Source organism: Pseudomonas sp. 7-41, from assembly GCF_021233075.1.
GTDB classification, from domain to species: domain Bacteria; phylum Pseudomonadota; class Gammaproteobacteria; order Pseudomonadales; family Pseudomonadaceae; genus Aquipseudomonas; species Aquipseudomonas veronii.
The window spans coordinates 903830-928819 of sequence record NZ_CP089551.1 but is presented as its reverse complement, the minus strand read 5'-3'; the positions used below and the strand labels follow the sequence as shown (position 1 = coordinate 928819).

The following is a 24990-nucleotide window of genomic DNA, read 5'->3' as shown; positions in this document are numbered from 1 at the left end:
AGGGGCGGGGCCTTTGGCACTGCCTGCACGGTTTTTCCAGTCCAGCATGGCGATATCCTTTCAATCACTTGAGTTCATGCACTTCAATCGACGGCGTGCGTTCAAACACTCCGACAGCAACCCTACCCCATCGTGCCCGTCAATGCGGGGCTTTTCGCCCTACAACTATGATCCAACGGACGCCCAGGGGGCATTCGACTATAAAGGATGCGCGCCTTTTCCGCTGCACGACCAATTAGTCACTAAATGAATGCCAGGGACTCGCAGTTAATTGACGTATGACACTCATGTAACCGAAAAGAGGTGCTAGCATAGAGCCACCAGTCGACCTCAGCACGCACCTTCACTAGTAGTCAGGATATGACCGAGCCAGAAGACCCCAGCCGTGAGCGTCTCAAGCAGCACTTTGCCCAGCGGGTAATTCATCAGGCACGTCAAATTCTTGAGATCTGGCAGCGCCTGCAACGCAGCGAATGGTCCGACGCCGACTTCTCCGAACTCAGCGAAGCCAACCTGCGCCTGCTGCGCTTCGCCGAACGCTTCGAACAGCCCGAACACGGCCAACTGGCGCAGCACATCGGCGAGTCGCTCAAAGCGGTGGACGCCAATCGCGGCCGCCTGAGCAGTCAACTGATCACCGAAATCAACCGCTTGATGCAACGCCTGTCCCGCACCGGCCTGCGCCAGGGCGATCAGCTTGAGCAAACCTTCCTGCCGCCGATGCGCAAGCCGATCTACGTGATGCTGGCCGATCATGATCGCGCCGAGCGTCTGGCCAAGCAGCTGGAATTCTTTGGCCTGAGCGCCCAGTCCCTGGACAACGTGGCGGCGTATCGCGTGGCGATGGCCGAGCGCCTGCCGTCGGCGATTGTGATGGACGTGGATTTCTGCGGCCCGGGCCTCGGCCTCCAACTGGCCGCCGAGGCCCAGCAAGGCCTGGAGCAAAAGCTGCCGTTGCTGTTTTTCAGCCTGCATGAAACCGACACCCCGACCCGCCTCGCCGCCGTGCGCGCCGGCGGCGAGGAGTTCCTGACCGGCACGTTGGAAGCCTCGAGCCTGCTGGAAAAGATCGAAGTGCTGACCTGCGTCGCCCAATACGACCCCTATAAAGTGCTGATCATCGACGACTCACGGGCCCAGGCGCTGCACACCGAGCGCCTGCTCAACAGCGCCGGCATCATCACCCGCACGCTGATCGAGCCGATCCAGGCCATGGCCGAGCTGGCGGATTTCCAGCCCGACCTGATCATCCTCGACATGTACATGCCCGCCTGCACCGGCACCGAACTGGCCAAGGTGATCCGTCATAACGACCGGTACGTCAGCGTGCCGATCATCTACCTGTCGGCCGAAGACGACCTGGATAAACAGCTGGACGCCATGAGCGAAGGCGGCGACGACTTCCTCACCAAGCCGATCAAGCCGCGCCACCTGATCACCACCGTGCGCAACCGCGCGGCCCGTGCGCGCAACCTCAAGGCGCGGATGGTGCGCGACAGCCTGACCGGCCTGTACAACCACACCCATATCCTGCAATTGCTCGAAGACTGCACCTTCCGCGCTCGTCGCGAGAACAAGCCGTTGAGCTTTGCCATGCTCGACATCGACCACTTCAAGCGCGTCAACGACAGCCACGGCCACCCCATGGGCGACCGCGTGATCAAGAGCCTGGCGCTGTTCCTCAAACAACGCTTGCGCAAGACCGACTACATCGGCCGCTACGGCGGTGAAGAGTTTGCGATTGTGATGCCCGATACCGACTTGGAATCGGCCTGCAAGGTGCTGGATGAAATCCGTGGGCGCTTTGCCGAAATTCACTACCCGGCCCAGCCGCATGACTTGTGGTGTACCTTCAGCGCCGGGCTGGTGGAGCTGTGCGACGATTCCGACAGCCTGATGATGGCCGCCCAAGCCGACGAGGCGCTGTACCGCGCCAAGGATGCCGGACGCAATCGGGTTCAAGCCGCGCACACGTCAAGTCAAAGTGCCATCTTTTCACCGGAATCCAGCGATTCCGTCATAACTTTGTAATAGAAACGCAATAACTTCAGGCACTTAACTTTTGCTGTCGGTTGAAACCACGCATGCGCCTGAAGCTGCTGACCAATCTCAATACCCTCCTTCTGGTGGCCGTGTGCCTGGCACTCGGGGCGACGCTCTGGTGGTCGCAACGCGCGCTGGAACGGCCTTATTTGCTGATGGAACGCTACCTGGGGTTGTCGCAGACCTTCCAGAGCCAGGCCGCACGCAACATCGACGACTACCTGGCCAGCGGCGACGCCCTGCGCTTGAGCAGCGCCAGCCAGAGCCTGGAAAGCCTGCTGCAGCACCTGGACGAATTGCCCGCCGACCTCGCACAAAGCCTGCGCCCCAGCCTGAAGGAGCTGGACACCTTCAGCAAAACCGACCTGCTCGCCGCCGGCAAACTGGCCGGCGACCCGCAAGCGCTGCTGTTGCAGGCCGAGCGCGAACTGGGCGCGAACCTCGAGCAACTGAGCCAGTACGCCATCGGCGTCGATTCGCCCGCCGCAGCGCGCTACCTGCCGCCGCTGCTGGCGGCGTCCCAACACCTGGGCAAGCTGTCCCTGGCCCGCGACAAGCTGGTGAGCAGCGGGCGCGCCGAACTGGCGGATGATGTGGAGCGCGAAGTCAGCAATATCCGCGGCCAGGCCGACCTGCTGGAGCAATTGCCCTTACTTGGAGTCAAGGCCAACGCCGGTTCGAACACCGATGACTTTTCGGCGCTGATGGGCCTGGAAAACAGCGAAAAAACCGAAACACAAGACACCGGCGTCGACCTCAAGCGCGAACTCAACAGCCTGCTGACCCGCTACCCGGCCGAACTCAAGCGTACCCGCGAGCAGATCCAGCGGCGCGCCGACCTCGCCGCCGGCACCCACCTGAAAATCGCCGGTGTGCAACAGGCCATCGCCGGCCTGGAGCCCGTCGTGCGGGCGCAACACGCAAAGATCCAGGGCGAAGTGCGCCTGATGCAAGGGGTGATGATCGGCCTGATCCTGCTGATCGCCCTGCTGATCGATACCCTGCAACGGCGCCTGGCACGGGTGCTGACCAACCTGGCACCGGCCCTGTCGACCTGGGCCGAAGGCGACTTCAGCCAACCGATTGCCTTGGGCAAGACCAACCGCGAACTGCGCGACATCGAAGCCTCCCTCAACCGCTTGCGCGCCTACCTGGTGGACCTGGTGGGCACCATTCGCGGCAATGCCGAGGAAGTCGCCGGCAGCAGCCGTGCCCTGGCCGAGCTGAGCAGCGGCCTGCATGATGGCGCCGAACGGCAGGCCGGGGACACCGCGCAGATCCGCGATTCGTTGGGCGAATTGGAAGCGACCATTCAACAAGTCGCCGGGGACGCCAGCCAGGCCGCCGGCGCCAGCCGCAGCGCGGGCCAGGCGGTGAAGCACGGCCAGCGGGTGATCGGCCTGAGCCTGACCGGGCTGCACGCGCTGGTGGGCGAAGTGCAGCAAAACGCGCAGATGATCGAGAAACTCGCCGAAGAGTCCGCGACCATCGGCGGCGTGTTGACGGTGATTCGCTCGATCGCCGACCAGACCAACCTGCTGGCGCTCAATGCCGCCATTGAAGCCGCCCGCGCCGGAGACGCCGGGCGGGGGTTTGCCGTGGTCGCCGACGAAGTGCGCTCCCTGGCCCAGCGCACCGCTGGCGCCACCGCCGAAATCCAGGGCCTCATCGCCGGCCTGCAAACCGCCGCCCGCCAGTCGGTGGAAGGCATGCGCGCGCAGGTCGAACACGCCGAAGCCACCGCCCAGCAAGCACAAGCCGCCGACGGCGCGCTGGATGAAATCGTCGGGGCGATCCAGACCATTTCCGACACCTCCGTGCGTATCGCCGATGTGACCGCGCAGCAGAGCGGTGCGGTGAGTGAGATTCGCGATAACAGCGAACGGATTCATCAGTTGGGTGAGGACAACCTGCTGCGCATCGGCCAAGGCCGCAGCCAGGGTGAGCACCTGCTGGTGCTGGGCGGACAACTCAACACCGCCGTCCAAGCCTTCCGCGTCTGACCCGATCTAGCGCCACGCGAAGAACCAATGTGGGAGGGGGCTTGCCCCCGATAGCGGTGGATCAGTTGCAGATATTGAGACTGGCACACCGCTATCGGGGGCAAGCCCCCTCCCACATTTGATCGCCACAGGTTTCAAGACGGTATTACCAATGACCGGATCCTGGGCCGCAGTCACAAATTTCGCGCAATCCTCGCTAATCGTGCTGCCTACTGCATAGAACTGGACAGTCATAAACGCTTTGCGGCATAGTCGCCGGGTTCTGCCGTACCCACATCAATAACAAGGAACAGCCGATGGCGACCTTACTGGTTCTTCACGGACCCAACCTGAACCTGCTCGGCACCCGCGAACCGGGCGTCTACGGGGCAGTGACCCTGGAACAGATCAACCTCGATCTGGAGCGACGGGCCCGTGAAGCCGGCCACCATTTGCTGTACCTGCAAAGCAATGCCGAGTACGAATTGATTGATCGCATCCATGCCGCGCGCGGCGAAGGCGTGGACTTTATTCTGATCAATCCCGCCGCTTTTACGCACACAAGTGTTGCATTACGTGACGCGCTGCTGGCGGTGAGCATCCCATTCATCGAAGTGCATTTGTCGAACGTGTACAAACGCGAACCTTTCCGCCATCACTCCTACTTCTCCGACGTAGCGGTAGGTGTGATCTGCGGCCTTGGCGCCAGCGGTTATCGACTGGCCCTGGAGGCCGCCCTGGAACAACTTGAACAACCGGCCAAGCGCCCCTGACCGACCCTTGGGAGTTGACGATTCATGGATATCCGTAAAGTTAAGAAACTGATCGAACTGCTGGAAGAATCCGGCATCGACGAGCTGGAAATCAAGGAAGGCGAAGAGTCTGTACGCATCAGCCGTCACAGCAAGACCCCGGCCCAGCAATTCTACGCGCCGCAGATGCAAGCACCGGCACCTGCCGCTGCCGCTCCGGTCGCCGCTGCGCCTGTCGCCGCCGCCGAGCCTGCTGCGCCCAAGCTGAACGGCTTCGTGGCCAAGTCGCCAATGGTCGGTACGTTCTACCGCACCCCGGCACCGGGTTCGCCAGCCTTCGTTGAAGTCGGCAAAACCGTGAAAGAAGGCGACACCATCTGCATCGTGGAAGCGATGAAAATGATGAACCACATCACGGCCGAAAAAGCCGGTGTCATCGAATCCATTCTGGTAGAAAACGGTCAGCCGGTTGAGTACGACCAGCCGCTGTTCACCATCGTTTGAACCGCGGAGCGCCTTCGATGTTGAAACCTGCGAAGAAACTGCAAAAAGTCCTGATCGCCAACCGCGGCGAGATCGCGCTGCGTATCCTGCGCGCCTGTAAGGAAGAGGGCATCAAGACCGTCGCTGTTTACTCGACGGCCGATACTGAACTGATGCACGTGAAACTGGCGGACGAAAGCATCTGCATCGGCCCGCCACTGGCTGCGAACTCGTACCTGAAAGTCTCGAACATCATCGCCGCTGCGGAAGTGACCGGCGCTGATGGCATCCACCCGGGCTACGGCTTCCTCGCGGAAAACGCCGATTTCGCCGAACAGGTGGAAAAATCCGGGTTTGCCTTCATCGGCCCGAAAGCCGAGACCATTCGCCTGATGGGTGACAAGGTTTCGGCCAAGGACGCCATGATCGCGGCCGGCGTGCCGACCGTTCCAGGCTCCGACGGCCCGCTGCCCGAGGACGAGACCACTGCGCTGCGCATCGGTCGCGAAGTCGGTTACCCGGTGATCATCAAGGCCGCAGGCGGCGGCGGTGGTCGCGGCATGCGCGTGGTACACAAGGAAGAAGACCTGATCGAAGCGGCCAAGCAGACGCGCTCCGAAGCGGCTGCCTGGTTCGGCAACCCGATGGTCTACCTGGAGAAGTACCTGACCAACCCACGTCACGTGGAAGTGCAGGTGCTGTCCGACGGCCAGGGCCACGCCATCCACCTGGGCGACCGCGATTGCTCGCTGCAACGTCGTCACCAGAAGGTATTGGAAGAAGCACCGGCACCGGGCCTCGACGAGAAAGCCCGTGCGGAAGTCCTGGCGCGTTGCGTCAAGGCGTGCATCGACATCAACTACCGTGGCGCCGGCACTTTCGAGTTCCTCTACGAGAACGGCCGTTTCTACTTCATCGAGATGAACACTCGCGTGCAGGTAGAACACCCGGTTTCGGAGATGGTCACCGGTATCGATATCGTCAAGGAGATGCTGAGCATCGCCGCCGGTAACGAGCTGTCCTTCACCCAGGACGACGTGAAGATCCACGGCCACTCCCTGGAGTGCCGGATCAACGCCGAAGACCCGAAAACCTTTATCCCGAGTCCAGGCCTGGTCAAGCATTTCCATGCACCGGGCGGCAACGGCGTTCGCGTCGATTCGCACCTGTACAGCGGCTACAAGGTTCCGTCCAACTACGACTCGTTGATCGGCAAGCTGATCACCTGGGGCGCTACCCGCGACGAGGCCATGGCCCGCATGCGTAACGCCCTGGACGAAATCGTGGTCGACGGCATCAAGACCAACATCCCGCTGCATCGGGATCTGGTCCGCGATGAAGGCTTCTGCGAAGGTGGTGTGAACATTCACTACCTGGAACACAAACTGGCCAACCAGTAAGTGCTCCACCCAACAAAGCCGCCTTCGGGCGGCTTTGTTGTTTGTGGCCCCTCCATTTTGAAGATGTACACAGTCCAAATGTGGGAGGGGGCTTGCCCCCGATAGCGGTGGGTCAGTCACCTAATCTATGACTGAGCTGCCGCCATCGGGGGCAAGCCCCCTCCCACATTTGGTCGGCGTACTGTCAGTACAGTCGTCTTCTTCTCCACGCTCGCGTAAACTTGCGCGCTTTCGCAGCCCCTCCCCGCTGCACACTCATTTTTTCAAAGGTGCCCGCCATGCCTTGGCTGCAAGTCCGTCTCGCCATCAGCCCAGAACAAGCCGAAACCTACGAAGACGCGTTCCTTGAAGTGGGCGCCGTCTCGGTGACCTTCATGGACGCCGAAGACCAGCCGATCTTCGAGCCGGAACTCAACACCACCCCGCTGTGGTCCCACACCCACTTGCTGGCCCTGTTCGAAGACGGCACCGATGCCGCCAGCGTCCTGGCCCATATGGAACTGCTCACCGGCGGCCCACTGCCGGAGCACCACAGCGAAATCATCGAAGACCAGGACTGGGAACGCAGCTGGATGGACAACTTCCAGCCGATGCGTTTCGGCCAGCGCCTGTGGATCGTGCCGAGCTGGCACGCCGCCCCCGAGCCTGACGCGGTGAACCTGCTGCTGGACCCGGGCCTGGCGTTCGGCACCGGCACGCACCCGACCACCGCGCTGTGCCTGGAATGGCTGGACGGCCAGGACCTGAACGATTGCCACGTGTTGGACTTCGGCTGCGGCTCGGGGATTCTGGCGATTGCCGCCCTGTTGTTGGGCGCCAAGGAAGCCGTCGGCACCGATATCGACGTACAGGCCCTGGAAGCCTCCCGCGATAACGCCGGGCGCAACCACATTGCTGAAGGCAAATTCCCATTGTACCTGCCGGAGCAATTGCCCCAGGTGCAGGCCGATGTGCTGGTCGCCAATATCCTCGCCGGCCCGCTGGTGGCCCTGGCGCCGCAGCTGTCGAGCCTGGTCAAGCCGGGTGGCCGCCTGGCGCTGTCGGGCATCCTCGCCGAACAGGGTGAAGACGTGGCCGCAGCCTACGCCCAGGATTTCGAGCTCGACCCGATCGCCAATCGTGATGGCTGGGTACGCATCAGCGGGCGTCGGCGCTAGAATGAGCGCTTGCCTGAATCGGATGGCCGCATGACCGACAGTTTCGTCACCCAGTGTCCCCATTGCCAAACGCGCTTTCGCGTCAGCCACGCTCAGTTGAACGTGGCGCGCGGCGTGGTGCGCTGCGGCTCGTGCCTGCAAGTGTTCAACGCCGCGCGCCAGTTGCTGGAGCAGCGCGCCCACGCGCAAGCGCCGAAGCCTGAACAGCCGGCCGCAGCGGAGCACGCCGCCGAGGCGCCGCGGGCGATCAGCCAGAAACAGTGGACCGCGCAAGAGCTGGACCTGGACAACCTGGACCTGGACAAAGAACTGGCCAAGCTGGAACGCCGCGAGATTCAACACACCCAGCCGCTGGGCGCGGAACGCCGGCAAGGCAGCGCCGACCGACGCAAAAAGGAAGATGCCCTCAGCGCCAGCCGCGACACGATCAAGGCCGAGGAAGAAAAATGGGCCGCCAGCCTGTTCAGCGAACCGCCTGAAGAACGCGCCAAAGCGCCCGAAGACGAACCTGAACCGGCAAATGCCCCTGCGACTAAACAGCGCACCGAACCGTCGATGTCCCTCGCCACCGACGACATCGACGATGAACCGCCGCTGCGTTCCACACCTGCCGATGAAGACGACGAACTCGACCCACCCGTGAGCGCGGTCAGCGACGACGTGGACGCGCCGGAACCCGACGAGCGCCCCCAAGGCCGCAAGCGCTCGCGCAGCGCCGCCAGCGCCCACGACGAGCTGCTGCAGGACCTCGAAGATGACCCGCTGCACTTGTACGCCGGCAAACGCCCGTCAAGCTGGGGCCGTCGCCTGCTCTGGCTGTTGCTGGTGCTGATCGCCGCCGCCGGCCTCGCCGGCCAGTACATTGCCTACCAGTTCGACGACCTGGCGCGCCAGGACGCCTATCGCCCGTGGTTCCAGCAACTGTGCCCGACATTGGGCTGCACGGTGCCGTCACGGGTCGATATCGCGCACATCAAGAGCAGCAACCTGGTGGTGCGCAGCCATCCTGAATTCGCCGGTGCGCTGGTGGTGGATGCAATCATCTATAACCGCGCGACGTTCTCCCAGCCGTTTCCGTTGCTGGAACTGCGCTTTGCCGACCTGAACGGCAACCTGATCGCCAGTCGGCGCTTCAAGCCCGCCGAATACCTGAGCGGTGAGCTGGCCGGGGTCAGTGAAATGCCGTCGCAGACGCCGATCCATATCTCCCTGGACATCCTCGACCCCGGCAACAAAGCGGTGAATTACAGCCTGAGCTTTCATTCGCCCGAGTGAATCGGCGCGGTCATCGAGGTTTGACGACGGATTATTGACTGGACCGCCGGCAACCAAACCGGTGGCGATAAAGAAATAACTGTTCAGATTTTATCCAATTCAGCCTTTATCCAGTCATCGAGAGCGGGTATCATGCCAACCCTTTTTCGAACTCTAATGATCCGGCCCCACAACAGGGAAGTCCTATGTCGGCGGTACGCATCGGCCCATACACATTGCACAATGGTTTGATTCTCGCGCCAATGGCGGGGGTCACCGACCAGCCCTTTCGTCAGCTGTGCAAGCGTTTGGGCGCGGGTCTAGTAGTCTCGGAAATGGTCACCAGCGACATGAGCTTGTGGAATACCCGCAAATCGCGGCTGCGCATGATCCACGAAGGTGATCCCGAGCCCCGCTCGGTACAGATCGCCGGTGGCGACGCACAGATGCTGGCGGAGGCGGCCCGGGCCAACGTGGAGCTGGGCGCGCAGATCATTGACATCAACATGGGCTGTCCGGCCAAGAAGGTCTGCAACAAGGCCGCCGGTTCCGCGCTGTTGAAGGATGAGCAGTTGGTCGCCGAGATCCTGCAGGCCGTTGTCGCCGCAGTGGATGTACCGGTCACCCTGAAGATTCGTACCGGCTGGGACCGGGACAACAAGAATGGCCTGACGGTGGCGAAGATCGCCGAACAGGCGGGTATTTCAGCGCTGGCGGTGCATGGCCGCACCCGCGCCGATCTTTACACCGGCGAAGCCGAGTACGACACCATTGCCGCGATCAAGCAGGCCGTGTCGATGCCGGTATTTGCCAATGGCGATATCGACTCAGCCGAGAAAGCCCGGCGCGTGCTGCATGCGACCGGTGCCGATGGCCTGTTGATTGGCCGGGCCGCCCAGGGGCGGCCATGGATTTTTCGTGAAGTCGAACACTTTCTGCGTACCGGCGAGCTGTTGCCGGCACCGGGGTTGATCGAGGTGGAACGTATTCTGCTAGAGCATCTGGCCGCCCTGCACGCCTTCTACGGAGACGTGATGGGAGTACGCATTGCTCGCAAGCATGTCGGCTGGTATCTCGCAACCCTGCCGGGCGCCAGGGAGTTTCGCGCCCACTTCAATCGTTTGGATGATACGGAAGCACAGTGCGCCAACGTTCGTGAGTTCTTCAGCGAACGTGACAAGAGCCTGGTGACAGGGGACGGAGAGGGGGTGGCCGCATGACGATGATGACCGAGACTTTAGTGAGTGGAACAACACCCGTGAGCGACAACGTCAATTTGAAACAGCACCTCAACACGCCGAGCGAAGAAGGCCAGACCCTTCGCGGGAGTGTCGAGAAGGCGCTGCACAATTATTTCGCCCACCTTGAGGGCGCTTCCGTCACGGACGTGTACAACCTCGTGCTCTCCGAAGTCGAGGCGCCCTTGCTCGAAAGCGTGATGAACTACGTCAAGGGCAACCAGACCAAAGCCAGTGAGCTGCTGGGCCTCAACCGTGGCACCTTGCGCAAAAAGCTCAAACAATACGATTTGCTGTAAGCATTCAATCCGACCAGAAAGGCGCCCGCGTAAAACCGGTCGCCTTTTTTGCTGACTCCTTTGCTTTTGATGGAAATTGAAATGACCGACCAGACTACCCGCCTGCCGATCCGCCGCGCCTTGATCAGTGTCTCCGACAAGACCGGGGTTCTCGAATTTGCCCGGGGGCTGGAAGCCCTGGGCGTGGAAATCCTCTCCACGGGCGGGACCTTCAAACTGCTGCGAGACAACGGCGTGGCCGCAGTAGAAGTCGCGGACTACACCGGTTTCGCAGAGATGATGGACGGTCGGGTCAAGACCCTGCACCCGAAAATCCATGGTGGCATCCTCGGCCGTCGCGGTATCGACGATGCCATCATGAACGAGCACGGCATCAAGCCGATCGATCTGGTGGCCGTCAACCTCTACCCGTTCGAAGCCACCATCAACAAGCCGGGCTGCGACCTGCCGACCGCCATCGAAAACATCGATATCGGCGGCCCGACCATGGTTCGCTCGGCCGCCAAGAACCACAAAGACGTGGCCATCGTGGTCAACGCCAGCGACTACGCCCAGGTGCTTGAAAACCTCAAAGCCGGTGGCCTGACCTACGCCCAGCGTTTCGACCTGATGCTCAAGGCATTCGAACACACCGCCGCCTACGACGGCATGATCGCCAACTACATGGGCACCGTGAACCAGGCCGCCGAGACCCTCAGCACAGAAGGTCGCAGCCAGTTCCCGCGGACCTTCAACAGCCAGTTCATCAAGGCCCAGGAAATGCGCTACGGCGAGAACCCGCACCAGAGCGCGGCGTTCTACGTGGAAGCCAAGCCGGCCGAAGTGGGCATCGCCACCGCGACCCAGCTGCAAGGCAAAGAACTGTCCTACAACAACGTGGCCGACACCGACGCCGCGCTGGAATGCGTGAAGAGCTTCGTCAAGCCGGCCTGCGTGATCGTCAAGCACGCCAACCCGTGCGGCGTGGCCGTGAGCCCGGACGCTGAAGGCGGCATCCGCCAGGCCTACGAACTGGCCTACGCCACCGACACCGAATCGGCCTTCGGCGGCATCATCGCTTTCAACCGCGAACTCGACGCCGCGACCGCCAAGGCCATCGTCGAGCGTCAGTTCGTCGAAGTGATCATCGCCCCGTCCGTCAGCGAGGAAGCCCGCGCCATCGTGGCCGCCAAAGCCAACGTGCGCCTGCTGGCCTGCGGCGAATGGTCGGCCGAACGTGCCCCTGCCTGGGACTACAAGCGCGTCAACGGCGGCCTGCTGGTGCAAAGCCGCGACATCGGCATGATCAGCAGCGCCGACCTGAAAGTGGTGACCAAGCGCGCACCGACCGAGCAGGAAATCAACGACCTGATCTTCGCCTGGAAAGTGGCCAAGTACGTCAAGTCCAACGCCATCGTCTACGCCAAGAACCGCCAGACCATCGGTGTCGGCGCCGGCCAGATGAGCCGTGTGAACTCGGCGCGCATCGCCGCGATCAAGGCTGAACACGCCGGTTTGCAGGTAGCGGGCTCGGTGATGGCGTCCGACGCGTTCTTCCCGTTCCGCGACGGCCTGGACAACGCGGCCAAGGCCGGCGTCACCGCAGTGATCCAGCCAGGCGGCTCGATGCGTGATGCCGAAGTGATTGCTGCGGCTGACGAAGCCGGCATCGCCATGGTCTTCACCGGCATGCGCCACTTCCGTCACTAAACAGCACCGCTTCCCGACTGTAGGAGCGAGCTTGCTCGCGAAAAACTCAAAAACGCCACGAGGTGTCAGGTTTCCCTCGTTATCGTTGACGACCTTCGCGAGCAAGCTCGCTCCTACAGGGAAGCACAGCGTTTCTCAGAGGTTTTTGAAATGAATGTTTTGATTATTGGCAGCGGTGGCCGTGAACACGCCCTGGCCTGGAAAGTTGCCCAGGACCCACGCGTCCAGAAAGTATTCGTAGCCCCCGGCAACGCCGGCACCGCCATTGAAGCCAAGTGCGAAAACGTCGCCATCGACGTGCTGGCCCTGGAACAACTGGCGGATTTCGCCGAGAAAAACGTTTCCCTGACCATCGTCGGTCCGGAAGTGCCGCTGGTTGCCGGTGTCGTCGACCTGTTCCGCAGCCGCGGCCTGGACTGCTTCGGCCCGACCGCCGGCGCGGCCCAGCTGGAAGGTTCCAAGGCATTCACCAAGGATTTCCTGGCGCGCCACAAGATCCCGACCGCCGACTACCAGAACTTCACCGAGATCGAGCCAGCCCTGGCTTACCTGCGTGAAAAAGGCGCGCCGATCGTGATCAAGGCCGACGGCCTGGCCGCGGGCAAAGGCGTGATCGTCGCCATGACCCTGCAGGAAGCCGAAGACGCCGTGCGCGACATGCTCGCCGGCAACGCCTTCGGTGAAGCCGGTTCGCGCGTGGTCATCGAAGAATTCCTCGACGGCGAAGAAGCCAGCTTCATCGTGATGGTCGACGGCAAGAACGTCCTGCCGATGGCCACCAGCCAGGACCACAAGCGCGTCGGCGACGGCGACAGCGGCCCGAACACCGGAGGCATGGGGGCTTACTCCCCGGCCCCGGTCGTGACCAGCGAAGTGCATCAGCGTGTGATGGACCTGGTGATCTGGCCGACCGTGCGCGGCATGGCCGATGAAGGCAACGTCTACACCGGTTTCCTCTACGCCGGTCTGATGATCGACAAGGCCGGTAACCCGAAGGTCATCGAGTTCAACTGCCGCTTCGGCGACCCGGAAACCCAACCGGTGATGCTGCGCCTGCAATCGAGCCTGGTGCTGCTGGTGGAAGCCGCGCTGGCCCAGGCCCTGGACAAGGTTGAAGCCCAGTGGGACCCACGCCCGAGCGTCGGCATTGTGCTGGCAGCTGGCGGTTACCCGGCCGACTACGCCAAGGGCGATGTGATTGAAGGCCTGGACGCGGCGGCGACGCTGGAAGGCAAAGTGTTCCATGCGGGCACTGCGCTGCAGGACGGCAAGGTGGTGACCGCAGGTGGCCGTGTGCTATGTGCCACCGCGATGGGCGCCAGTGTCGACGCTGCACAGCAACAGGCCTACAAACTGGCGGCGAAAATCAGCTGGAACGGCTGCTTCTACCGTAAAGATATCGGCTATCGCGCGATTGCCCGTGAACGTGGCGAGACTCATTAAGTCGCTATCCGTTCGGTTAGGTAAGGGCCTCTGGCCCTTGCCGTACTCGTATGACCCCGCGCATAGTTAACCCGTGCTTCAACCTACGAAGGGATTTCGCCGTGCGCTGGCTCAGGATCGCCATAGGTTTCACTGTCAGTCTGCTGACACTGCTCTGTTTGCTCCCGGCCCAGGCCGCTGCGCAAGGCAGTGGCTGGGCAGTATTGCTTGATGAACAGGCCGACCTGCAACTGAGCGATATCCGTTCGCCCCGCTACACCAATCAATTCAGCCCCATCGAACTGGACCGGATCACTGCCGCCGAGCCGGACGGTGCGTTGTGGGTACGCTTCAAGCTGCAACCCGGCCAGCACGAGCAAGTGCTGCGGGTGTTTGCCCCGGACGTTTCCCTCCTGAGTCTGTATGTGCTGGATGGCGACACCCTGGTGGAACAGCAAACCACCGGCACGCGCCAGCCCCAGGCCGAGCGCCCGCTGCCCAGCAGCGACTTCATGCTGCCGATGCCCCAGAGCCCGAAGCCCCTTGAGGTGTACCTGCGCCTGGTCTCGGAACACGAACTGCGCCCCTATATCACCCTGGAGCCGGCCGTACTCGCCGCCGCCGACCAAAGCCAGACGCTGATCTACGGCCTGCTGTTCGGCTGTCTGCTGATGCTGATCCTGCACAACCTCTCCCGCTTCGCCTACCACCGCTCACGCAGCAGCCTGTGGCTGGCGGCCTGCGAAGTGCTGCTGCTGCTCAGCCTGGCGTTGCTGCTCAACCTGCTGGGGCCATGGCTGCAGAACTGGCACGCGATCCAGACGCCGGGCGCCTACCTCGCCCTGCTGCTGACCGCACCGTGCGGGCTGATGTTTGCCTATCGCTTCTTCATGCCGCTGGGCCCGCACCCGCTGAACAAACTGTTGATGGCCGACATTCTGTTGATCGTGCTGTGCGGCCTGCTGCTGTTGTTCGTCAACACGTTGCCGCTGAACATCATCACTTACGTCCTGGTGGCCCTGGCCGGCCTGAGCATGTTGTTTGTCTCGGCCTATCACTGGCAAAAAGGCTACCGGCCGGCGCGGTTGTTCGTGGCGGGGATGGTGGTGTTCAACATCGGCACACTGATCATCCTGCCGGCCTTGCTTGGCCTCACGCTGCTGGCGCCGCAAGGCTTGATCATTACCCTGCTCAGCTTTATCTGCCTCAGTGGCCTGCTGATGAGCCTGGCCCTCGGCGAACGCCAGCGCGCCATCGTCGAAGCACGCTTCAGCCTCAGCCGCGAGCTGGCGGCCAGCAACGCCGAAATCGCCGCCAAGGCCGAGTTCCTGGCGAAGATCAGCCACGAAATCCGTACCCCCATGAACGGCGTGCTGGGCATGACCGAACTGCTGCTGGGCACGCCGTTGTCGGTCAAACAGCGCGACTATGTGCAGACGATCCACAGCGCCGGTAACGAACTGCTCACACTGATCAACGAAATCCTCGATATCTCCAAGCTGGAATCCGGGCAGATCGAATTGGACGACGTGCAGTTCGACCTCAATGCGCTGATCGACGACTGCCTGAGCATCTTCCGCGCCAAGGCCGAGCAGCAGAACGTCGAGCTGATCAGCTTTATCCAGCCCCAGGTGCCGCGGGTGATCAGCGGCGACCCGACGCGCCTGCGCCAGGCGATGTTGAGCCTGCTGGAAAACGCCCTGCAGAAAACCGATGAAGGCGAAGTGTTGATCGTCGTCGCCCTCGACGAGCGCAGCCCCAAGCCGCGCCTGCGCATTGCTGTGCAGGACAGCGGCCTGCCAATGGAAGCCGCCGAACGCGATGCGTTGCTGCACAGCGAACTGCACAGCAAGAACTTCCTCTCGGCCACCCGTTTGAGCGGCCACCTGGGCCTGGTCATCGCGCGCCAGTTGATCCTGTTGATGAACGGCGAATTCGGCATCAAGAGCGGCGCACAACAAGGCAGCACCCTGTGGCTGACCCTGCCGCTGGACCCTGAACGCCTGGAACACCCGACCTCCGACCTCGACGGCCCGCTCAAGGGTGCGCGGGTACTGGTGGTGGACGACAACGACACCTGCCGCAAAGTGCTGGTGCAGCAATGCACCGCCTGGGGCCTGAATGTCAGCGCCGTGCCGTCGGGCAAGGAAGCCCTGGCGTTGTTGCGCACCAAGGCGCACCTGCGTGATTACTTCGACGTGGTGCTGCTGGACCAGAACATGCCCGGCATGACCGGCATGCAACTGGCAGCCAAGATCAAGGAAGACCCGAGCCTCAACCACGACATCCTGCTGATCATGCTCACCGGCATCAGTAACGCGCCGAGCAAGATCATTGCGCGCAATTGCGGGATCAAGCGCATCCTCGCCAAGCCGGTGGCCGGCTACACCCTCAAGACCACCCTGGCCGACGAACTGACCCAGCGCAGCAAAGGCGGCGGGCAGCCACGCGCGCCCCTCAACGCGCCGGCGGCCATCATCGTGCCCAGCGACTTCCGCATCCTGGTGGCCGAAGACAACAGCATCTCCACCAAAGTCATCCGCGGCATGCTCGGCAAGCTCAACCTCAACCCGGACACCGCGAGCAACGGCGAAGAAGCCCTGCAGGCGATGAAGGCCCAGCGCTATGATCTGGTGTTGATGGACTGTGAAATGCCGATCCTCGATGGCTTCTCCGCGACCCAACAGTTGCGAGCCTGGGAAGTCAGCCACCAGCGCATTCGCACGCCGGTGGTGGCGCTCACCGCACACATCCTCTCGGAACACAAAGAGCGCGCACGCCAGGCCGGGATGGACGGGCACATGGCCAAGCCGGTGGAATTGTCACAATTGCGCGAGCTGGTGGAGTACTGGGTGGCGCAGCGTCAGCCACGGCCGGAGCATGCGCCCTCTTAACGTCAAATGCGCTCGAATGTGGGAGGGGGCTTGCCCCCGATGGCGGCGGACCAGTCACCGATGCATCGACTGAAAGACGGCGATGGCAAGCTCGCTCCCGATAGCGCTGGAACAGTTACAAATAAGCTGACGGTCACACCGCCATCGGGGGCAAGCCCCCTCCCACACTGAGCCTGCGTCTGCCACACAATGGATGAACACCACTGATCCTATGTGGGAGGGGGCTTGCCCTCGATGGCGGTGGACCAGTCACCTATGCATCGACTGAAAGACAGCGATGGCAAGCTCGCTCCCGATAGCGCTGGAACAGTTACAAATAAGCTGACTGTCACACCGCCATCGGGAGCAAGCTCCCTCCCACATTTGATCTCTGTCGCCTGATAGACTCCGCCAATCTCCTTCTGTCGCGAGCCACCCCCATGCTCCACGTGTTATTCAGCGTTTACCTGAAGATGCTGGTGCTCTACAGCCCGTTCTTCGTGTTGTCCTGTTTTATCAGCCTGACCCGCGGCTATTCGAGCAAGGAACGGCGACGCCTGGCCTGGAAAGTGGCGTTGGCGACGCTGGTGTCGAGCGTCTTGCTCTACCTGTTCGGCCGGGTGATTTTCAGCGTGTTCGGCATCACCGTGGACGCTTTCCGCATCGGCGCCGGCAGCGTGCTGTTCATCTCGGCCTTGGGCATGGCGCAGGGCAAGTCGGCGGTGCAGACCGATAACGTGCAGCAGGACGTGACCATCGTGCCGCTGACCATTCCCCTCACCGTCGGCCCCGGCACCATCGGGGCGCTGCTGGTGATGGGCGTCAGCCAGCCCCATTGGGACGACAAAATCGCCGCCATCCTCAGCATCGCCCTGGCCAGCTTCACGGTGGGCGTGGTGCTGTATTTGTCCAACCGTATCGAACGGATTCTCGGTGACCAGGGCTTGCAGATTGTCAGTCGCTTGATGGGCTTGTTCGTGTGCGCCTTGGCCGCACAAATCATCTTTACCGGGGTGCGCGGCTACCTGGTGCCTTAGATCCGGTATTTGGCGATCGCCAGTTGCACCTTGTCGCCCGCACTCTCACGCATCAACTGGATGGTTTTTTCGTTGACCACCGAGGTATTCAGCACCAGGCAGGTTTGCCCGCTGAAGGCCTCGAACGAGGAACTGTCCCACTCAAGAAAAGGCAGCCCCACGTGCTTGCTGACGCCATGGGAGCTGTAGGTCACCAGCACCATCATGACTTCGCCGTCGGTTTCGGCGCAGGACGCCAAGCCAAAATCGCCACCCTGATGCACGCTGCTATTGCGCTTGAACAGCTCGAATGACGCCGGCATCTGTTTCAATGTTTCCAGCGCATCGGCGGCCAGTTTCGGCAGCGCCGTCAGCAGAGGCCCGGCCAGTGAGGTCGAGGCCAGCAGGGTGGCGATGATATTCAGCGCCGCCAGTTGCACCGTCAGCCCCTTGCCGGCGCTTGAGACCCGCTCGAACCGGCTGCGCACCGGCAGCCAGCCCAGGCTGATCATCACCTTGATAAATTCGTCGTACCAGCCCTCCGTGCCGCGACTGATCTTCAAGACATCGCTGACGTAGCTGCTGGCCAACAGATAGCTTTTGCGGATGTATTCGCGGTTCAGGCCGCTCAGGCCGTCGGCGAACGAGATCACGCCATTGTTGACCACCGCCGCGTTGCAGCCGTCCTCGGTATCCAGCGGTAAAGCCGCGTGCGTCCCCGGCGCGCCGGGCAGCTTATAGGCGGCAATCAATTTGCGCCGCTTGGTGCTGTTGATCCTTCTGTGATGTCGCTCCATTTTCAGTTCTCCACAAGCACCCCACATGGGGCGTGTGTCCACACTAGTCCAGGCGCCGACGGGCTTTCCACACGACAAACATCCCTTGCCGGCAGCGCTCGCAAAGCGCAGCCCAGCATTCGTTGGGCGCCCCGCGGGCAGTTCCGGATTTCATCGATAAAAAAAGAAAAAGCCCCGAATCACGGCAGGTGTTCACCCAGCGTCATTCGGAGCTTTCCGGCGCTCGCGCGGCGCTTTTCAGGAGGCCGGTTTTTCGCCATACCAGCGCGGCGTGTACACCCACTCACCGCCGCCGGCGCGCGGGAACGCGCAGGTGGTGGACGAGCCGATCAGCACCATGGTCCGCATGTCCACCTGTTCCGGGGTCAGTTGCCCCAGCGTGGTCACGCGCAGGGTCTGGCCCGGCCGCCCGATATCGCGGCCCAGCACCACCGGCGTTGCGGCGTTGCGGTGTTGCGCGACAATCTCCAGGGCACGCCCCAGTTGCCACGGCCGCGCACGCGAGATCGGGTTGTAGAACGCCAGGGCCAGGTCGGCCTGGGACGCGAGGTCCAGGCGCTGCTCGATGATCGACCAGGGCTTGAGGTTGTCCGACAGCGACATCACGCAGAAGTCGTGCCCCAACGGCGCGCCGGCCTGGGCCGCGGTGGCCAGGGACGCGGAAACACCCGGCAGGATTTCCAGCTCGACCTGGTGCCAGGCCGGGTCGTCGGACTCGTGCAGCGCCTCGATCACCGCCGCCGCCATGGCGAACACACCAGGGTCGCCGGACGACACCACTACCACCGAACGGCCTTGGGCGGCCAGCGCGAAAGCGTGGCGGGCGCGCTGCATTTCTTCACGGTTGTCGGTGCAGTGCTGCACCTGATCGTCGCGGAACGGCCCGGCCATGCGGACGTAGGTTTCGTACCCCAGCACATCGGTACAGCGCGCCAGTTCGGCCTTCACCGCCGGCACCATCAGGTCGGCGGCGCCAGGGCCAAGGCCGATCACCGCAAGGCGGCCACGCGGGCGACCGACCTGGGACACGTCCAAGGGCTGCTCGGCGACCGAAACAACGACGTCCGCCGCTTGCTCCACCTCGGCGAAACGCAGCGGCACGCCTAACTCCAACGCCGCTTCGTGCAACGACGGTTCGGCCATCTGGGTATCGCTGGCCAACAGGCAGGCCAGCGACTGCAGGGCAATCCCCGAGGCATGCAACGCGCCACGCACACGCTGCGCCAATTGCGCGCCGGGCTTGCAGGTGACGCACACGCTCTGTGGATAAATCAGCAACTCGTTGGCCGCCGGTACGCGCTCGGCGCTGCCTACGTGGATCGCCAGGCGCGCCTGTCGGTCCTGCGCCAGGTTGGCCTGGTCAAGCCACGGCGCCGCGCCTTCGATACGCACGCTTTCGCCGGCAAGCAGGTCGCTGACGAAGCGCTTGCCCAGCTCCAGGTCCGCCAGTTGATAACCGGCCGGAGGGTTGAGCAGGCACGTGCCGAAACGCAGCTCGCCACTGGTGGTGATCGCGGCGGCCACGCCCAACGCCGCGGCAATCTCCCGCGCCATGTCATTCACCCCGCCCAGGCCACCGAGCAACGGCACCACCGCGCTGCCGTCTTCGGCCACGGCCAGTACGGCGGGTTCTTCACCTTTTTCCAGCAGCAGCGGCGCCAGGGTGCGGATCACGATACCGGCGGCGCACAGCGCGATCAGCGGCGTGCCTTGCTGATAGAGCTGGCGCAGGGTTGCGCCGAATTCGCGGTAGCTCTGGTCCGCGCCGTCGACCCGGCCCAGCAGGCCGTGGATCACCGCACCCGGATACACCTGCGCAATCCTGCGCGCCGTGGCCAGGCTGCCCTGCCCGAGGATGACGATCGCCGGGCGCATCAACCTTGCCACCGTTCACCGGGCACGATGATCAGCGAGAAATACGGTGAGGACATCGGCTCGACTTGATCCAGCGGGACGATTTTCTGGTTGGCCATGGTCGCGCGCTCCACATACAGCGCACGCTCGGCCAGGCCGAGTTCTTCGAGCACCTGGCGCACCTTGGGGAAGTTGCGCCCCAGCTTCATGATCACCGCCGCATCGGCATCCGCCAGGCGACGCTTGAGGTCTTCATGGGGCAGCACCCCCGACAGCACCGACAGGCTCTGGTTGCGATACACCAGCGGCGCGCCGAGCACCGAGGCGCCACCGAGCATCGAACACACGCCGGGGATGACCTGCGCTTCGTAGCGCTCGGCCAGGCGGTCATGCAGGTACATGTAGGAGCCGTAGAAGAACGGGTCGCCTTCACAGATCACCGCCACATCGCGGCCGGCGTCCAGGTGCGCGGCGACGTCCTGGCTGGCGCTGTCGTAGAAATCGCTGATCACCTGTTCATAGGACAGCGGCGCCGGCAACGCTTCGGTGGTCACCGGGTACACCAGCGGCATCAGGGTTTGCTGCGCCACGAGGTGGTCTTCGATGATGCCGAAGGCGTTACCCTTTTTGCCCTTGGCCACGAAGTACGCCACCACCGGCGATTCGCGCAGCAGGCGCAGGGCCTTGAGGGTGATCAGTTCCGGGTCGCCGGGGCCGACGCCCAGGCCGATCAAACGTCCGCGTGCCGGCATTATTCGACCTCCGTGGCCAGGGCATTGACCGCCGCGGCCGCCATCGCACTGCCGCCCAGGCGGCCCTGCATGATCACGAACGGCACGCCACGGCTGTCGGCGGCCAGCATCGCCTTGGATTCGGCGGCGCCGACGAAGCCCACCGGGAAGCCAAGGATCAACGCCGGTTTCGGCGCGCCGGCGTCGAGCATTTCCAGCAGGTAGAACAAGGCGGTCGGCGCATTGCCGATCACCACCACACTGCCGGCCAGGTGCGGGCGCCACAGTTCCAGGGCGGCGGCGGAGCGGGTGTTGCCCAGCTTCTGCGCCAACGCCGGCACGCGTTCGTCGCGCAGGGTACAGATCACTTCGTTGTTGGCCGGTAGCCGCGCACGGGTCACGCCTTCGGACACCATCCGCGCATCGCACAGAATCGGCGCACCCGCGGCCAGCGCCTCGCGCCCGGCCTTGCCTGCGCCTGCGGAGAACTGCAGGCCGTCGATCGCCTCGACCATGCCGCAGGCATGAATCACGCGCACCGCGAGTTTTTCCAGGTCGGCCGGGATGCGCTCCAACCTGGCTTCCGCGCGAATAATGGCGAAGGAGTTGCGATAGATCTCCTGACCGTCGCGGATGTAATCAATCATCGGTGTTGCTCCGTGGGTGAGCGCGCAGCAGGGCGCCCGCCGCTTCAATAGAAAGAGTGCGCGCGTGCAGCCGGCCGAAACCGGGCTGGGCTGCTTCGCGAAAATAGACGTCGTAATGGCCGGGGCTGACCGCCAGCAAGGTCACCGGCGCGATGTGCGCGGCGGCGCAGGAACGCGCGCAGCCGGACAGATGTACCGCGTGGCCGGGGCGCAGCGCGGCCAGTTGCATCGCGTCGGCCTTGGTATCGGCCAGGCCTTTGCCGCAGCCGCTGGAGCCGGTGCAGGCGATCAGCTGCGCCAGCGGCTGGCCGGCCGAGCAGAGGAAGCCCAGCAGTTCCAGGCGCGCGGTGATCGCGGCGGCATCCTGGCATTTGGCGTTGGGCAGCAGCAGGCCTTGCCAGGGGGTAAAGCGCAGCGTGCCGTCGCCATACTCATCGGCGAGTTGCGCTGCGCCCTTGAGCATGGAGGCGTCGAGTCGACCCAGCGGCGTCACGGCGGTCACGTAGACCCGACCGTGCTGACGCTGTGGATAACTTCCCAGGTGCAGCCACGCCCCGCTGGCCGGGCGCTTGAAGCCATCGACCGGCAATAACGGCAGGTCCAGCCCGACCAGGAAGTTATCCACAGGCAGATGACGCATGCGTGTTTGCGCCGGCGTGGCCAGGTCCAGAAACCGTTCCAACACCGCCACCACCAAGGCATGCCCCTGCTCCAAGCGCACGGCCGCCAACGGCGCATCCAACCCCGGGCAGCCGGCCAGGCCGAACGCGAGCAGTGTTTCGCCGCCCTGCTCAAAGGCCGACAGCCACAGGTCATGGTGATGTTCGAGCATCGCCAGGGCTTCACCGCCATCCAGTTGCACCGCGAACTTGGCCGACAGCTCGTGGAAGCGCGTGTGGTTTTGCAGGGTGGCGAGGATCTGGTCGGCCAGCGGGCGCGTATCGAACAACATCTGCGGGTCGATACCGGCGCTGGGGCTGAGCATCAGGTTGCGCACGTCGTCACCGGCGGCGGTGCTGGGGCCGAGGCCTGCGGCAAGGAGCATCGCGATCAAAGCCTGCTGCTCGGCACCGATCCCGCGGATCTGCAGGTTGGCGCGGTTGGTCGCCTCGATCACCCCGCCCGCATAGGCCTGGGCCGCGTCCGCCACGGCATGGGCTTGTGCGGCGCTGATCGCGCCGCCGGCCAGTTTGATCCGGCAAATGCCGCCGTCCAACGCCTGGACGATACGCAGCAACCCCGGGCAAGCCGAGGGGCGCAAGGTGTTCAGAGCAGGGATTGGGTTCACGGGGCTACCGGTTCGCGGGTCAAGGCGCGGTATTATGCCTGCTTTGTCCGACGGCATGAAAAGCCTGCCCGTCGGATGTCGTTCAAGGAATTCATATGTCGCCCTGGCTGACGGTAATAGGCATCGGTGAAGACGGCTTCAAAGGGCTCGGCAGAAACGCCCGGCACGCCGTATTGCGTGCCGCGCGGATCATCGGTGGCCAGCGTCAATTGGACCTGTTGCCAGTGTGCGTGCGCGGCGAACGCCAGTTGTGGCCGAGCCCGTTTTCCCTGGCGCCGCTATTGGCGCGACGCGGTGAACCGGTGTGCGTGCTGGCCAGCGGCGACCCGATGTTCTACGGCGTCGGCGCCAGCCTGGCGCGGCAGGTGCCGGCTGAAGAGATGCTGATTTTGCCGGCGCCCTCCTCTGTGTCGCTGGCGGCGGCGCGTCTGGGCTGGGCGTTGCAGGACGTGATGACGTTATCGGTGGTGGCCCGGCCCTTGGCGGCGTTGAATGCACATCTGGCCAGCGGCGTGCGCTTGCTGGTGTTGAGCAACGATGGACAGAGCCCTGCCGCGATTGCCGCGCTGTTGGCTGAATCCGGCTTTGGGCCGAGCCGCCTCAGCGTCTTTGAACACCTGGGCGGCGCGGCTGAGCGGCGTGTCGATGGCGTGGCCCACGCTTGGCCGCACGCCGCGGTCGCCGATCTGAACCTGGTCGCCATCGACTGCCTGGCCGACGCCGATGCCCCGCGCCTGTCGCGCCTCGCCGGCCTGCCGGATGTGGCATTCAAACACGACGGCCAACTGACCAAGCGCGACGTGCGCGCCATGACCCTGGCCCGCCTGGCGCCACTGCCCGGCGAATTGCTCTGGGACGTGGGCGCGGGCAGCGGCTCCATCGGCATCGAGTGGATGCGCGCCCACCCGAGCTGCCGCGCCTTGGCGATTGAAGCCGATGCCGGCCGCCAAGGCCTGATCGAACATAACCGCGACGCCCTCGGCGTGCCCGGCCTGCAACTGGTGCGCGGCACCGCACCCGCGGCCCTCGGCGGCCTGGAAACGCCCGACGCGATCTTCATCGGCGGCGGCGTCACCCGCGACGGCGTGCTCGAGACCTGCTGGCAGCACCTGCGCCCCGGTGGCCGCCTGGTCGCCAACGCCGTGACCCTGCAAAGCGAAATGACCCTGATGGCCTGGCGCGCCCGACACGGCGGCGAACTGACCCGCCTCCACGTGGCCCATGCCCAGCCGCTCGGTGAATTCGACACCTGGCGCCAGGCGCTGCCGATCACCCTGCTGGACGTGATCAAGCCCCTATGAAACCGATCCTGCTACTGGGCGGCGTCACCGAAGCCCTCGCCATCGCCCGCACCCTCGGCCCCGAACATATCTACAGTCTGGCCGGTGTGGGCCGCGTGCCGACCGACCTCACCTGCCAGGTGCGTGTCGGTGGCTACGGCGGGGTTGAAGGGTTGGCGCAGTTCGTGCGCGACGAACACATCGGCCTGATCCTCGACGCCACCCACCCGTATGCGGCACAGATCAGCCAAAACGCCGCCCAGGCAGCACGGTTGTGCGGTGTACCGTGTTGGGCCCTGCGCCGCCCGGCATGGCGACCGCAAGCGGGGGATGACTGGCGCGAAGTCGCTGACTGGGCCGAGCTGATCGAGGCCCTGAAACCCTTCAAGCGCCCGCTGTTCACCTTGGGCCGCGAGCCGTTGCAGCATCTTGATGAGATCCCGCAGGAGCAATTCTGGACACTGCGCGCGTTGGAGGTGTATCCGGGCAATGAACGCTGCGAAGTCATCGGCGCGCGTGGGCCGTTTCTGATCGAAAACGAGCGTGCGTTGTTCGAACGACAAAAGATCGATGTGCTGATCAGCAAGAACAGTGGCAGCACCGCCACCGAACCGAAGCTGGAAGTGGCGCGCGAGCGAGGGGTGCCGGTGTTGGTGTTGAGGCGGCCGGTGTTGGCTCAAGTGGATCGGGAACTCTTGTCGCTGGAAGAAACACTCATCGCGTTGGCAAACTTCATTCGATAAGTCAGGATCGCTCGCCTGCTTGATTGGTAACCTATTTGTTAC

19 protein-coding genes and 2 pseudogenes are annotated in these 24990 nt (G+C 63.6%); 15 read left to right on the top strand and 6 right to left on the bottom strand.

All coding sequences use genetic code 11. The features are described from left to right. Nucleotides 1-360: 360 nt before the first annotated feature. From LQ249_RS04000 to purH, 10 genes and pseudogenes are all read left to right on the top strand, one after another. The gene (locus tag LQ249_RS04000) at nt 361-2031 is read left to right on the top strand and encodes a response regulator (RefSeq protein WP_057005975.1); all 1671 of its coding nucleotides are present in this window, start codon (nt 361-363) and stop codon (nt 2029-2031) included. A 1499-nt stretch (nt 2032-3530) separates the two neighbouring features. Continuing rightward, a pseudogene (locus tag LQ249_RS31675) lies at nt 3531-4046 on the top strand (methyl-accepting chemotaxis protein); the annotation flags it as partial. Nucleotides 4047-4342: 296 nt separating this feature from the next. Next, on the top strand, nt 4343-4798 hold the full coding sequence (gene aroQ / locus LQ249_RS03990; RefSeq protein WP_017849665.1) for a type II 3-dehydroquinate dehydratase: 456 nt from the start codon (nt 4343-4345) through the stop codon (nt 4796-4798). Between the two features lie 24 nt (nt 4799-4822). After that, a complete protein-coding gene (gene accB / locus LQ249_RS03985) occupies nt 4823-5281 on the top strand; it encodes an acetyl-CoA carboxylase biotin carboxyl carrier protein (protein ID WP_017849666.1) in 459 nt (152 codons plus the stop codon). A 17-nt stretch (nt 5282-5298) separates the two neighbouring features. Further along, nucleotides 5299-6660: an acetyl-CoA carboxylase biotin carboxylase subunit gene (gene accC, locus LQ249_RS03980; RefSeq protein ID WP_017849667.1), complete on the top strand. Its 1362-nt coding sequence runs from the start codon at nt 5299-5301 to the stop codon at nt 6658-6660. 278 nt (nt 6661-6938) lie between these two features. Continuing rightward, nucleotides 6939-7817: a 50S ribosomal protein L11 methyltransferase gene (gene prmA / locus LQ249_RS03975; protein WP_046384850.1), complete on the top strand. Its 879-nt coding sequence runs from the start codon at nt 6939-6941 to the stop codon at nt 7815-7817. 30 nt (nt 7818-7847) lie between these two features. Further along, nucleotides 7848-9092 (top strand): DUF3426 domain-containing protein, encoded by a 1245-nt coding sequence (locus LQ249_RS03970; RefSeq protein WP_046384851.1) that lies wholly within the window; start codon nt 7848-7850, stop codon nt 9090-9092. A gap of 185 nt (nt 9093-9277) precedes the next feature. Continuing rightward, nucleotides 9278-10291, top strand: a complete 1014-nt coding sequence (gene dusB / locus LQ249_RS03965; RefSeq protein WP_017849670.1) for a tRNA dihydrouridine synthase DusB — start codon at nt 9278-9280, stop codon at nt 10289-10291. After that, on the top strand, nt 10288-10608 hold the full coding sequence (gene fis, locus LQ249_RS03960) for a DNA-binding transcriptional regulator Fis (protein ID WP_002555375.1): 321 nt from the start codon (nt 10288-10290) through the stop codon (nt 10606-10608). Before dusB ends, fis begins: the two co-directional genes overlap by 4 nt. 81 nt (nt 10609-10689) lie before the next feature. Then, nucleotides 10690-12297 carry a bifunctional phosphoribosylaminoimidazolecarboxamide formyltransferase/IMP cyclohydrolase gene (gene purH / locus LQ249_RS03955; RefSeq protein ID WP_046384852.1) on the top strand — a complete coding sequence of 536 codons (1608 nt, stop codon included), beginning with the start codon at nt 10690-10692 and terminating at the stop codon, nt 12295-12297. 15 nt (nt 12298-12312) lie between these two features. On the opposite strand, the pseudogene LQ249_RS03950 reads toward purH, so the two are convergent. Next, a pseudogene (locus LQ249_RS03950) lies at nt 12313-12426 on the bottom strand (outer membrane lipoprotein carrier protein LolA); the annotation flags it as partial. Between the two features lie 21 nt (nt 12427-12447). On the opposite strand from LQ249_RS03950, the gene purD reads away from it, so the two are divergent. From purD to LQ249_RS03935, 3 genes are all read left to right on the top strand, one after another. Beyond that, nucleotides 12448-13740, top strand: a complete 1293-nt coding sequence (purD, locus tag LQ249_RS03945) for a phosphoribosylamine--glycine ligase (protein ID WP_017849672.1) — start codon at nt 12448-12450, stop codon at nt 13738-13740. Between the two features lie 101 nt (nt 13741-13841). Further along, nucleotides 13842-16613, top strand: coding sequence for a hybrid sensor histidine kinase/response regulator (locus tag LQ249_RS03940; RefSeq protein WP_017849673.1), 2772 nt, complete (start codon nt 13842-13844; stop codon nt 16611-16613). Between the two features lie 419 nt (nt 16614-17032). Next, on the top strand, nt 17033-17629 hold the full coding sequence (locus tag LQ249_RS03935) for a MarC family protein (RefSeq protein WP_017849674.1): 597 nt from the start codon (nt 17033-17035) through the stop codon (nt 17627-17629). On the opposite strand, the gene LQ249_RS03930 is transcribed toward LQ249_RS03935, so the two are convergent. From LQ249_RS03930 to cobG, 5 genes are all read right to left on the bottom strand, one after another. Next, on the bottom strand, nt 17626-18405 hold the full coding sequence (locus tag LQ249_RS03930; protein ID WP_046384853.1) for a hypothetical protein: 780 nt from the start codon (nt 18403-18405) through the stop codon (nt 17626-17628). The genes LQ249_RS03935 and LQ249_RS03930 overlap by 4 nt on opposite strands. Nucleotides 18406-18642: 237 nt before the next feature. Continuing rightward, nucleotides 18643-20280, bottom strand: a complete 1638-nt coding sequence (gene cobJ / locus LQ249_RS03925; protein WP_057006057.1) for a precorrin-3B C(17)-methyltransferase — start codon at nt 20278-20280, stop codon at nt 18643-18645. Continuing rightward, nucleotides 20280-21011, bottom strand: a complete 732-nt coding sequence (locus LQ249_RS03920) for a precorrin-2 C(20)-methyltransferase (RefSeq protein WP_017849677.1) — start codon at nt 21009-21011, stop codon at nt 20280-20282. The genes cobJ and LQ249_RS03920 overlap by 1 nt, the downstream gene beginning before the upstream one ends. Beyond that, the gene (locus tag LQ249_RS03915; RefSeq protein WP_046384855.1) at nt 21011-21637 is read right to left on the bottom strand and encodes a precorrin-8X methylmutase; all 627 of its coding nucleotides are present in this window, start codon (nt 21635-21637) and stop codon (nt 21011-21013) included. Before LQ249_RS03915 ends, LQ249_RS03920 begins: the two co-directional genes overlap by 1 nt. Next, nucleotides 21630-22982 (bottom strand): precorrin-3B synthase, encoded by a 1353-nt coding sequence (gene cobG, locus LQ249_RS03910; RefSeq protein WP_169865964.1) that lies wholly within the window; start codon nt 22980-22982, stop codon nt 21630-21632. The genes LQ249_RS03915 and cobG overlap by 8 nt, the downstream gene beginning before the upstream one ends. A 38-nt stretch (nt 22983-23020) precedes the next feature. On the opposite strand from cobG, the gene cbiE reads away from it, so the two are divergent. Both cbiE and LQ249_RS03900 read left to right on the top strand, forming a co-directional pair. After that, nucleotides 23021-24226 (top strand): precorrin-6y C5,15-methyltransferase (decarboxylating) subunit CbiE, encoded by a 1206-nt coding sequence (cbiE, locus tag LQ249_RS03905; protein WP_232566205.1) that lies wholly within the window; start codon nt 23021-23023, stop codon nt 24224-24226. Further along, nucleotides 24223-24948, top strand: a complete 726-nt coding sequence (locus tag LQ249_RS03900; protein WP_232566204.1) for a cobalt-precorrin-6A reductase — start codon at nt 24223-24225, stop codon at nt 24946-24948. Before cbiE ends, LQ249_RS03900 begins: the two co-directional genes overlap by 4 nt. Nucleotides 24949-24990: the final 42 nt, after the last annotated feature.

Excerpts from the sequence above, each read along its gene's own strand:
- dusB (WP_017849670.1), top strand. The coding sequence starts at position 9,278 with ATGTCGGCGGTACGCATCGGCCCATACACATTGCACAATGGTTTGATT.
- LQ249_RS04000 (WP_057005975.1), top strand. The coding sequence starts at position 361 with ATGACCGAGCCAGAAGACCCCAGCCGTGAGCGTCTCAAGCAGCACTTT.
- LQ249_RS03930 (WP_046384853.1), bottom strand. The coding sequence starts at position 18,405 with ATGGAGCGACATCACAGAAGGATCAACAGCACCAAGCGGCGCAAATTG.
- fis (WP_002555375.1), top strand. The coding sequence starts at position 10,288 with ATGACGATGATGACCGAGACTTTAGTGAGTGGAACAACACCCGTGAGC.
- LQ249_RS03900 (WP_232566204.1), top strand. The coding sequence starts at position 24,223 with ATGAAACCGATCCTGCTACTGGGCGGCGTCACCGAAGCCCTCGCCATC.
- purD (WP_017849672.1), top strand. The coding sequence starts at position 12,448 with ATGAATGTTTTGATTATTGGCAGCGGTGGCCGTGAACACGCCCTGGCC.
- cbiE (WP_232566205.1), top strand. The coding sequence starts at position 23,021 with ATGTCGCCCTGGCTGACGGTAATAGGCATCGGTGAAGACGGCTTCAAA.
- aroQ (WP_017849665.1), top strand. The coding sequence starts at position 4,343 with ATGGCGACCTTACTGGTTCTTCACGGACCCAACCTGAACCTGCTCGGC.
- LQ249_RS03935 (WP_017849674.1), top strand. The coding sequence starts at position 17,033 with ATGCTCCACGTGTTATTCAGCGTTTACCTGAAGATGCTGGTGCTCTAC.
- prmA (WP_046384850.1), top strand. The coding sequence starts at position 6,939 with ATGCCTTGGCTGCAAGTCCGTCTCGCCATCAGCCCAGAACAAGCCGAA.
- accB (WP_017849666.1), top strand. The coding sequence starts at position 4,823 with ATGGATATCCGTAAAGTTAAGAAACTGATCGAACTGCTGGAAGAATCC.
- LQ249_RS03920 (WP_017849677.1), bottom strand. The coding sequence starts at position 21,011 with ATGCCGGCACGCGGACGTTTGATCGGCCTGGGCGTCGGCCCCGGCGAC.
- cobJ (WP_057006057.1), bottom strand. The coding sequence starts at position 20,280 with ATGCGCCCGGCGATCGTCATCCTCGGGCAGGGCAGCCTGGCCACGGCG.
- accC (WP_017849667.1), top strand. The coding sequence starts at position 5,299 with ATGTTGAAACCTGCGAAGAAACTGCAAAAAGTCCTGATCGCCAACCGC.
- purH (WP_046384852.1), top strand. The coding sequence starts at position 10,690 with ATGACCGACCAGACTACCCGCCTGCCGATCCGCCGCGCCTTGATCAGT.
- LQ249_RS03970 (WP_046384851.1), top strand. The coding sequence starts at position 7,848 with ATGACCGACAGTTTCGTCACCCAGTGTCCCCATTGCCAAACGCGCTTT.
- LQ249_RS03915 (WP_046384855.1), bottom strand. The coding sequence starts at position 21,637 with ATGATTGATTACATCCGCGACGGTCAGGAGATCTATCGCAACTCCTTC.
- cobG (WP_169865964.1), bottom strand. The coding sequence starts at position 22,982 with ATGCCGTCGGACAAAGCAGGCATAATACCGCGCCTTGACCCGCGAACC.